At 66.3% G+C, this 9230-nt stretch carries 9 protein-coding genes; all 9 read right to left on the bottom strand.

All coding sequences use genetic code 11. The annotated features are described in order from the left end of the window. Nucleotides 1-90: 90 nt before the first annotated feature. The gene (locus IC50_RS16720; protein WP_035706824.1) at nt 91-1425 is read right to left on the bottom strand and encodes an HlyD family type I secretion periplasmic adaptor subunit; all 1335 of its coding nucleotides are present in this window, start codon (nt 1423-1425) and stop codon (nt 91-93) included. Further along, nucleotides 1422-3170 carry a type I secretion system permease/ATPase gene (locus IC50_RS16715; RefSeq protein WP_035706821.1) on the bottom strand — a complete coding sequence of 583 codons (1749 nt, stop codon included), beginning with the start codon at nt 3168-3170 and terminating at the stop codon, nt 1422-1424. The genes IC50_RS16720 and IC50_RS16715 overlap by 4 nt, the downstream gene beginning before the upstream one ends. Nucleotides 3171-3554: 384 nt before the next feature. Further along, nucleotides 3555-3824 carry a GlsB/YeaQ/YmgE family stress response membrane protein gene (locus tag IC50_RS16710; protein WP_035706818.1) on the bottom strand — a complete coding sequence of 90 codons (270 nt, stop codon included), beginning with the start codon at nt 3822-3824 and terminating at the stop codon, nt 3555-3557. Nucleotides 3825-3930: 106 nt separating this feature from the next. Continuing rightward, nucleotides 3931-4908 (bottom strand): ABC transporter ATP-binding protein, encoded by a 978-nt coding sequence (locus IC50_RS16705; protein ID WP_035706815.1) that lies wholly within the window; start codon nt 4906-4908, stop codon nt 3931-3933. Next, entirely contained in the window at nt 4905-6320 is a 1416-nt protein-coding gene (locus IC50_RS16700; RefSeq protein ID WP_035706812.1) for an amidase, read from the bottom strand. Before IC50_RS16700 ends, IC50_RS16705 begins: the two co-directional genes overlap by 4 nt. Then, on the bottom strand, nt 6317-6514 hold the full coding sequence (locus IC50_RS16695; protein WP_035706809.1) for a hypothetical protein: 198 nt from the start codon (nt 6512-6514) through the stop codon (nt 6317-6319). Before IC50_RS16695 ends, IC50_RS16700 begins: the two co-directional genes overlap by 4 nt. Further along, nucleotides 6511-7572, bottom strand: coding sequence for an ABC transporter ATP-binding protein (locus IC50_RS16690; protein WP_035706806.1), 1062 nt, complete (start codon nt 7570-7572; stop codon nt 6511-6513). Before IC50_RS16690 ends, IC50_RS16695 begins: the two co-directional genes overlap by 4 nt. Nucleotides 7573-7575: 3 nt before the next feature. Next, nucleotides 7576-8478 carry an ABC transporter permease gene (locus IC50_RS16685; RefSeq protein WP_035706803.1) on the bottom strand — a complete coding sequence of 301 codons (903 nt, stop codon included), beginning with the start codon at nt 8476-8478 and terminating at the stop codon, nt 7576-7578. Between the two features lie 3 nt (nt 8479-8481). Then, a partial coding sequence (locus tag IC50_RS16680; protein ID WP_035706799.1) for an ABC transporter permease occupies nt 8482-9230 on the bottom strand: 749 nt, incomplete at its 5' end.

Here is a 9230-nt window from a genome sequence, read left to right as displayed (position 1 = left end):
GTAAGACTAACCCACCCTACAAGACCGAGTATGCGGCCTGAGATCCCGGATGCGCGCTAAGCGCGCTCCGGGATGACGCGCTTTCGCGCGTCACTTCTCCCGGAACGCCCGCATCAGCTGGTCGCGCAGCGGCTTCATGAGATAGGACAGCATGGTGCGGTCGCCGGTCTGGACGAAGGCTTCCACGGGCATGCCGGGGATCAGCTTGACGTCGCCGAGCCGGGCGACCTCCTCGGCCGGCATCGAGACGCGTATGGTGTAATAGCTTTGACCGGTGCGCTGGTCGGTGGTCACGTCGGGCGACACGCGGCTGACGAGGCCGTTGAGCTCCGGCGTGGTGCGCTGGTTGAACGCGGAGAGGCGCAGCAGCGTCTTCTGGCCGATCTGGAGCTTGTCGATATCGACCGGATTGACCTTGGCTTCGACCTGGAGATCGTCGGCCTGCGGCACGATCAGCATCAAGGTATCGCCGGCGGTGACGACGCCGCCGACGGTGTGCACGGTCGATTGCAGCACCATGCCGTCCTGCGGCGCGCGGATGTCGACGCGGCGGAGCTGGTCTTCGGCGGCAACCTTGCGCTCGATCAGCTCGCCGATCTTGTCGTTGGTCTCCCGCAGGTCCTTAGAGACTTCGCTGACCACATCCTTGTCGATCTGGATGATCTGGAGCTCGGTCTCGGTGATCTTGCCCTTGGCCTGGGCGCGCGAGGCGATGTACTGCGCGCGCTCGCCATTGAGACGCGCCGAGTCGCGTTCGAGCTGGGTCAGGCGCGAGATCTGCACCAGGCGCTTGTCGTAGAGCTCGCGCACGCCGGTGAGCTCGTTCTGCACCAGCGCGATCTCCTGGTCCTTGGCCTTCTCCTGGGCACTGAGACCGGAGATCTCCTCGTTGAGCTGCGTGATGCGCTCGCGCAGCTGCGCCTTCTGTCCGGTGCGGCCGTTGACGCGGACATCGAACAGCTTGGCTTCGGCCGAGAGCAGCACCTTGACGTCGGGATCGCCGGCGCGATCGAGCAGGGCCTGCGGAAATTCAATTCTATCGAGACCGCGCTGCTCGGCCTGCAATCGCGCCGCACGCGCCTGCGCAGCGTCGAGATTCTTGGTGACGATCGCAAGGTTGGCCCTGGTCACTGTGTCGTCGAGCCGCACCACGATGTCGCCGGCCCTGACCAGGTCGCCGTCGCGGGCGCGCACCTCGCCGACCACGCCGCCGGTAGGATGCTGCACCTTCTTGACGTTGGACTCGACCACGATCTGCCCCGGCGCGATCAGCGCGCCCGAGATCAAGACAGTCGACGCCCAGCCGCCGAGGCCGACGACCAGGACCAGCACGATCGCGAGACCGAGGATCAGGTGAAACTTGATGGAATCACGTACAGTCTTCTTCGTGGCGGGCTTCGTGCCGCCGATGGCCATCGTGCTCATGACTTGGCCACTCCACCCTCGCTGACGATCTTGATCGGCGCCGGCGGCGCGGCCCGCGGCTGCAGCACCTGGGCGAGCACCTGCTCCTTGGGGCCGAAGGTCTGCATGCGGCCGTCGCGCAGCACCAGGATCTGGTCGACCGCCTCGACGCCGATCGGGCGGTGCGCCACCACGACGACGATGGCACCGCGCTCGCGCGATGAGCGTATGGCGCGGGTCAGCGCCTCGTCGCCCTCGGTATCGAGATTGGAGTTGGGCTCGTCGAGCACGATCAGGAAAGGGGTGCCGTAGAGCGCGCGCGCCAGCGCCACGCGCTGCGCCTGGCCGGCGGAGAGCGCTGCGCCCTGCTCGCCGACCTGCGTGTTGTAGCCCTCGCGCATCTTGATGATCATCTCGTGCACGCCGGCCTCCTTGGCCGCGGCGATGATCGCGTCGGAGGTCGCCTCGGGATCGAACCGGCTGATGTTCTGCGCGATGGTGCCCCCGAACAATTCGACGTCCTGCGGCAGATAGCCGATGTGGCGGCCGAGCATGTCGGACGACCATTGATCGAGCGCCGCGCCGTCGAGCCGCACCTTGCCGCGCACGGGCTGCCAGACCCCGACCAGCGCACGAACCAATGACGACTTGCCGGAGCCGCTCGGGCCGATCACGCCGAGGCCGTTGCCGGCGGCGAGCGCGAAAGTCACGTCCTGCACGACGAGGCGCTGATCGCCAGGCGGCACCATGGCGACGCCTTCGACCGAGAGCCGGCTGGTGGGCGGCTGCAACTGGGTCGGCATCGTCTGAGCCGGCATCTGCTCCAACAGCCGCGTGAGACGCTGCCAGCTCTGGCGTGCGGCGACGAAGGATTTCCAGTGCGCGATGGCGAGATCAACCGGCGCGAGCGCGCGGGCGGACAGGATCGAGCCGGCGATGATGATGCCGGCGGTCGCCTCCTGGTGGATGACGAGGTAGGCGCCGACCGCGAGCACGGCCGATTGCAGCATCATGCGCAGCACCTTTGCGACCGCGCCAAGACCGCCGGCGACGTCGCTCGCACGCTGGTTGCCGGCGAGATATTTTTCGTTAACCTCACTCCAGCGCTGGTTCATCCGTCCGGCCATGCCCATCGACACCATGACTTCGGCGTTGCGGCGGCTGGCCTGGGCGAGATCGTTGCGCTGGGCGGCAAGGCCCATCGCCTCCTTCGCCGGCTGGCGGGACATGAACTCGGTGACCAGCGTCAGCCCGACCAGGATGATGGCGCCGACCAGTGCGGTGACGCCGATCAGGACATGGAAGGCGAAGCAGATGGCGAGATAGAGCGGCAGCCAGGGCAGATCGAAGAACGCGCTCGGGCCCATGCCGCCGAGGAAGGAACGGACATTGTCGAGATCGCGCAGCGGCTGCAGGCCCTCGTTGCGGCTACCGACCAGAAGCGGCAGGCGCACGATGGTGTCGAACACGCGCTTGTTGAGGGTCTCGTCGAGCGAGGTGCCGATCCGCCCCAGAATGCGGTTGCGAATCATGTCGAGCACGCCCTGCGCCATGTAGAGGAAGCTGGCGAGGATGATGAGGCCGACCAGGGTCGGGATGCTGCGGCTCGGCAGCACCCGGTCGTAGACCTCCAGCATGAAGATCGACCCGGTCAGATAGAGCAGGTTGATCATGCAGCTCATCAAGCCGACGCCGATGAATGCCGTGCGGCAGGCGCGCAAGGCGTCACCGAGCTCTGAACGGCGGACGCCAGGGATGGCTGCCATCAGTCTGATCTCTTTCGGCTGGGGGGCAAAGCCCCTGATTTCACGGGCAATTCAGGGTACTTGCCCCGGATTAACATCATGTTCACCCGGCGTCCAACGCTGCCGAACTCATCAAGAACCCTGATGGGCCACATCTACCCCTGACGGCCTCCCGCGCAAGTCCGGAATTTCACAGGCTTGCGGCTTTTTCTTGCAGGCTTTCAGCCTCTTCCGGGAAACGGAGAGGCTGAAGGTTCCGGCCTGCCGAATGCGGGGGCTAAAGCGCGATGATATCTGGATGAATCGTCATCGCGCTTTAGGTTGTTGTTTAAGCATGATCTCCGCGCAAACGCGGTCCGCGTTTGTCGCGAGGGAAAACCGCTGCGCACTTTTCCGGATCATGCTTCAGAACCTGCCCCCGCCACGCACGAGCCGCACGACGACCAGCAGAATCACGGCGCCTATGGCGGAGTAGACGATTTCGGAGACGAGCCCTGTCCCGAGACGAATGCCGAGCCTGGGAAAAAGGAAGCTCGCCACCAGCGCGCCGGCGATGCCGACCACGATATCGCCGACGATCCCGAACCCGGTCCCGCGCACCACCTTGCCGGCAAGCCAGCCGGCGACCAGTCCGACGAAAAGGATGACGAGCAGGCCTTCATTGGAAATGTACATGAGTGAGGTCCCTCTCCGCGAACGGAGCCATGGAACGGGAACCGGGATGAATGAGGTGTGAATACTGGCGGCGAGGCTCGCGCAGCCGGGTTCAACTCATCCGGGACTATGACACCCCGGTGACCGGCTCCGCCAGCACGCATCTCGCCGCCCTACCCGGTCCGACCTCGACATTCCCAGGCAATTGCTCCAGGCAGCGCGGCTCCGCGAGCTTGCAGCGGGGAGCGAAGGAGCAGTTGCGCGGCTTCTCCGCCAGCGAGGGCGGGGTGCCGGGAATGGTCTCCAGGCGGGCGCCGCGCTTGGCGCCGTGGATGGTCGAGGCGAGCAGGCCCTTGGCGTAGGGATGCACCGGCGAGCGGACGATGTCGCGAAGCGTGCCCTGCTCCACGATCTGGCCGGCATACATCACCGCGACGCGGTCGCAGATCTCGATGGCGACGCCGATGTCGTGCGTGACGAAGATGACGGACATGCCGAACTCGCGCTGCAGCTCGCGCAGCAGTAGCAGGATCTGGATCTGCACGGTGGCGTCGAGCGCGGTAGTCGGCTCGTCCGCCAGCAGGATCTTGGGACGGCAGGCGAGCGCGAGCGCGATCATCGCGCGCTGGCGCATGCCGCCGGACATCTCGTGCGGATAGGCGTCAAGCCGGCGCTTCGCCGAAGGGATGCGCACGACCTCGAGCATTTCGAGCGCCCTCGCCCGCCCTTCCGCAAAGCTCTTGCCTTCGTGCCGCACCACGCTTTCGGCGATCTGCGCGCCGATGGTGTAGACCGGGTCGAGTGCGAGCGCGGGCTCCTGGAAGATCATCGACACGGTCTGACCGCGGAACGACGAGAGCTCCTCGTCGTTCATGGCGAGCACGTCGCGGCCCAGCACGTTGACCGTACCTGAGATCTGCGTGCGCTTCCGTGGCAACAGCCGCATCAGCGCACGTAGCGTCACGCTCTTGCCCGAACCGGACTCGCCGAGCAGGCCCAGGATCTCGCCATCGCCCAGCGAGAGGCTGAGATCGTTCACGGCATAGACCGTGCGCTCCCCGGTGAAACGGATGTTGAGGCCTGAGATCTCGACGAGCTTTGTCATGACGGCAGTTTGGGCAATCGATCGTGATAGTCGGTGGCGCGCTGGAAGGCCGCGCCGATGGTGAGCAGGGTCGCTTCGTCGAATGAGCGGCCGATCAGCTGCATGCCGATCGGCAGGCCGCTTCGGGTGAAGCCCGACGGCACGGTGAGCGACGGCAGGCCGAGGTAATTCACCGGGCGGGTGAACAGCGTGAGCCGTTGCAACAGCGCCGGCGCGCTCGGCCCGCCGCCGACATCGCTCTCCTCGATGGTCGGCGCCGGCACTGGCGAGGCCGGTGCGATCACCGCATCGACGCCTGCTGTCGCGGCGTTGTGCGCGGCGAGCGCCGGCCCGCGCCAGCGCATCGCCTCGAGATAGGTGATGGCGGGAACGGCGAGGCCGTTCTGGAGCCGCATCAGGACCTGCGGGCCATACTCCTGCGGACGCTCGATCATCCAGCGCTTGTGGAAGGCGGCGGCTTCCGCTGCGAGCACGAGCTGGCTCGCCGAAGACAATTGCCGCTGATCCGGCAGTTCGACCTTGACGATGTCGGCGCCCTCGCGCTCGAGCACCGCGATGGTCTCGTCCAGCACGCGCGCGACCTCGCTGTCGAGATCGTCGACATAGAACGAGGTGGGCACGCCGATCCTGAGGCCCCCGAGCGAACCCTTGGTCGCCGCAACATAGTCCGACAGCGGCTCATGGCTGCAGGTCGAATCGGCGGGATCGGGACCGGCCATCAAGGCCAGCAGCAGCGCGCAATCCTCGGCGGTGCGGGCGAGCGGACCGACGGTGTCTAGAGATTGCGACAGCGGCATCGCACCGGCGCGGCTGACGCGGCCGACCGTGGTCTTGAGGCCGGTGATGCCGCAGAAATGCGCGGGCATGCGGATCGAGCCGCCGGTATCGGAGCCGAGCGCCGCATAGGTCAGGCGCGCGGCGACCGCGGAGCCGGACCCCGACGAGGAGCCGCCGGTGATGTGGGCGACGTTCCAGGGATTGCGCACCGGGCCGTAGTGGGCGTTGTGCCCGGTCGGCCCATAGGCGAATTCGGCCAGATGCAGCGTGCCGAGGCGGACCTGGCCGGCATCCTTCAACCGCTGCAAGGCCGTGGAGGTCACGGTCGGCACGAAGTCGCGGCGGATCAGCGAGCCACAGGTCGCCACGTGGCCCGCGTCATAGTACATATCCTTGTGCGCGAGCGGCACACCGTGCAGGGCACCTCGGACGTTGCTCTTGGCAAGCTCGGCATCGGCTGCATCGGCCGCCTTCAACGCAGCCTCTGCCTCGATCGACATGAAGGCATTGAGGTGCGGCTGCCACTGCGCGATACGGTGCAACAGCGCGCGCGTCACCTCGTGCGAGGACAGATGCTTCATCGCGATCGCACGCGCGACCTCGGCGAGCGTCATCAATGCGGGTTCGGCGCTCATTTCGACACCTTCTGCGTCTGCGCGAGCACATAGCCGGCGGGCTCGAGGTCGAACGGCAGCGTGCCGGCAATGGCCGCGAAGCCCTCGAAGGCAGGCCCGACGGCATTGGAGATGCGGGTTGCGATCTCGTCGTCGACGGCCACGCCAGCAACCAGCGCGATCGGCTTGATGTCTTTCGGTGTCGGTCTCGTCATGTGGTCTTCTCCCTCGGCGCGCGGCTGTGGCCTGACCCCGGAATGGCCATGTAGCACGCGGCCTCGTGGCCCATATTATCGAGCGCGGTGAGCTTTGGTGTCGCATTTGCGCAGAGCGGCTCCGCAAACGGACAACGGGTGTGGAAACGGCAGCCCGAGGGCGGGTCGATCGGATTGGGTGGATCGCCTGATATCGGCGGCGTCTCGGTGCGCTTGTCCGGGTCCGAGGACGGCATCGCCGCGAGAAGGGCGCGCGTGTAGGGGTGGGCGGGCGCGTCCCAGACCTGGTCGACGGGGCCGAGCTCGACGACCTCGCCGAGATACATCACCAGCACGCGGTCCGAGATGTAACGGACGACGTTGAGGTCGTGGCTGATGAAGAGATAGGTCAGGCCGAACTCGCGCTTGAGATCGGCGAGCAGGTTGAGCACCTGCGCCTCGACGGATTTGTCGAGCGCGGAGACGGCTTCGTCCAGGATCACCAGCCGCGGCGACAGCGCCAGCGCCCGCGCGATGTTGACACGCTGGCGCTGGCCACCGGAGATCTCGTGCGGATAGCGGTTGGCGAAGGTTTCCGGACGCAGGCCGACCTTGCCGAGCAGCTCGCGCGCGAGCGCACGTGCCGTGACGTCGGCCATGCCGTGCACCTTGGGGCCGAAGGCGATCGATTCCTCGATGGTGAGGCGCGGATTGAGCGAGGCGTAGGAGTCCTGAAACACCATCTGCATGCCGCGGCGCAATTCGCGCAAGCTCAGCGACTGGCCGACCGTCATTCCGTCGTAAATGATGTCGCCGGTATCGCGCGGCATCAGATGCATCAGGAGGCGCGCGGTGGTCGACTTGCCGCAACCGGACTCGCCGACGATGCCGACCGTCTCGCCCTTGGCCACAATGAACGAAACATTGTCGACGGCACGCACGGTGCGCTTGGCGGCGAACAGGCCGCCACGCACGGGGAAGTGCTTTGTCAGGCCGTTGACCTGGAGCAGCGGCTGCGCAACGCCGCCGCGGTCTTCGACCTGTTCCAGCATTTCGACGGATGTGCTGCTCTCGCTCATGGTCTAGTTCCTGATGTCCATGGCGCTGCGCAGGCCGTCCGAGAGCAGGTTGAAGCAGATCGAGACCGCGAAGATCATCGCGCCCGGAAGCGCGGCGACCCAGGGATTGACGTAGATCGCGGTGCGGAGGGTATTGAGCATCAGCCCCCATTCCGGCTCCGGCGGCTTGGTGCCGAGGCCGAGGAAGGAGAGACCTGCGGCCAGGATCATCGAGACCGAAATGAGACTGGTGGCATAGACGAAGATCGCGCCGAGCACGTTGCCGAGGATGTGAACCCGCATGATGGTGAAGGGCCCGGCGCCGGAGGCGCGCGCGGCCTCGACGAAGTCCATGTTGCGCACGCCCGTGGTGACGCTTTCGGCAACGCGGGTGATCTGCGGCACGAACACGACCGTGAGCGATACGATGGAATTGAGGATGCCGGCGCCGAGCGCGCCGGAGATCGCGATCGCCAGCAGCACGGACGGAAAGGCATAGAACACGTCGACCGTGCGCATGATCGCGGTGTTGAGCTTGCCGCCGACATAGCCGGCAATGATGCCGAGCGAGGTGCCGATGCAGAAGGCGAGGATCACGGGCAGGATACCGATGACCAGCGACAGCCGGCCGCCGTAGATCAGCCGCGCCAGCATATCGCGGCCGAGCTCGTCGGTGCCGAGCGGATAGCCCGCCGTGCCGATGTGGCGCAGGCGTCGGATCATCGAGCCCCTGTAGGGATCTTCGAGACCCAGCCACGGCGCGAGGATCGCGGAAAGAAAGATCAGGATCAGCACGAGCGCACAGGCCACGCTGACCTTGTCGCGCATGATGCGGCGGCCCACGGTCGCCCAATAGCCGCGCGCCCTGGTCGCGGGCGCGGCCTGGAGCGCGGCGTCGCTGGTGGCGTGTAGCGGAAGCTCGCTCATCGGCTAGCCCCGCTTGATGCGCGGGTCGATCGCGGCTTGCGCGATGTCGACCAGGAGATTGAGGAAGACGAAGAACAGGGCCAGGATCAGGATCGTGCCTTGCAGCAAGGGCAGATCGCGCTGGAAGATCGCGGAGTTGAGCAGGAAGCCCGAGCCCGGCCAGGAGAATACGGTCTCGATCAGGATCGAGCCGCCGAGCATGTAGCCGAGCTGAAGGCCCATCACGGCGAGCGCGGTCGGCGCGGCGTTCTTGACGACGTGGCGGAATACACCGCGCTCGTGCAGACCCTTGGCTCGCAAGGCTTCGACGAAGTCCTGCGAGAGTATGTCACCGGTGAGAGCACGCACCGTGCGCGTGACGATGCCCATGGGAATCACCGAGGTCGTGATCGCCGGCAGCACGAGATATTTCAGGTGCGCCCAGTCCCACGCCCAGGAATTGGAGCCGCTGGGCCCGGCGCCGACCGCGGGCAGCCAGTTCAGCTGAACCGAGAAGATGATGACGAGGAGCATGCCGAGCCAGTAATGCGGCACGGAGACCCCGGCGATGGCAAAGGACGTTGCGACCTTGTCGATCCAGGTCTCGCGAAAATAGCCGGCGATCAAGCCGAGCAGGATGCCCATGGTGAAGCCGATGATGGCCGCGGCAATCGCGAGCGTGACGGTGTTGCCGACCGCGCGCATGACCTCGGCCAGCACGGGGCGTCCCGTCGCGATGGAATTGCCGAGGTCACCATGCAGCGCGCGCAGCA

This window comes from Bradyrhizobium genomosp. I (2014), assembly GCF_000261685.1.
Classification (GTDB): Bacteria; Pseudomonadota; Alphaproteobacteria; order Rhizobiales; family Xanthobacteraceae; genus Bradyrhizobium.
Note: the sequence above shows the minus strand (reverse complement) of the source record. Positions and strands in the feature narration are given on the sequence as shown.

What these genes read in the sequence shown, in the direction of transcription:
- IC50_RS16710 (WP_035706818.1), bottom strand. Translation starts at nt 3,824, where the DNA reads ATGTACATTTCCAATGAAGGCCTGCTCGTCATCCTTTTCGTCGGACTG.
- IC50_RS16695 (WP_035706809.1), bottom strand. Translation starts at nt 6,514, where the DNA reads ATGACGAGACCGACACCGAAAGACATCAAGCCGATCGCGCTGGTTGCT.
- IC50_RS16705 (WP_035706815.1), bottom strand. Translation starts at nt 4,908, where the DNA reads ATGACAAAGCTCGTCGAGATCTCAGGCCTCAACATCCGTTTCACCGGG.
- IC50_RS16700 (WP_035706812.1), bottom strand. Translation starts at nt 6,320, where the DNA reads ATGAGCGCCGAACCCGCATTGATGACGCTCGCCGAGGTCGCGCGTGCG.
- IC50_RS16685 (WP_035706803.1), bottom strand. Translation starts at nt 8,478, where the DNA reads ATGAGCGAGCTTCCGCTACACGCCACCAGCGACGCCGCGCTCCAGGCC.
- IC50_RS16720 (WP_035706824.1), bottom strand. Translation starts at nt 1,425, where the DNA reads ATGAGCACGATGGCCATCGGCGGCACGAAGCCCGCCACGAAGAAGACT.
- IC50_RS16690 (WP_035706806.1), bottom strand. Translation starts at nt 7,572, where the DNA reads ATGAGCGAGAGCAGCACATCCGTCGAAATGCTGGAACAGGTCGAAGAC.
- IC50_RS16715 (WP_035706821.1), bottom strand. Translation starts at nt 3,170, where the DNA reads ATGGCAGCCATCCCTGGCGTCCGCCGTTCAGAGCTCGGTGACGCCTTG.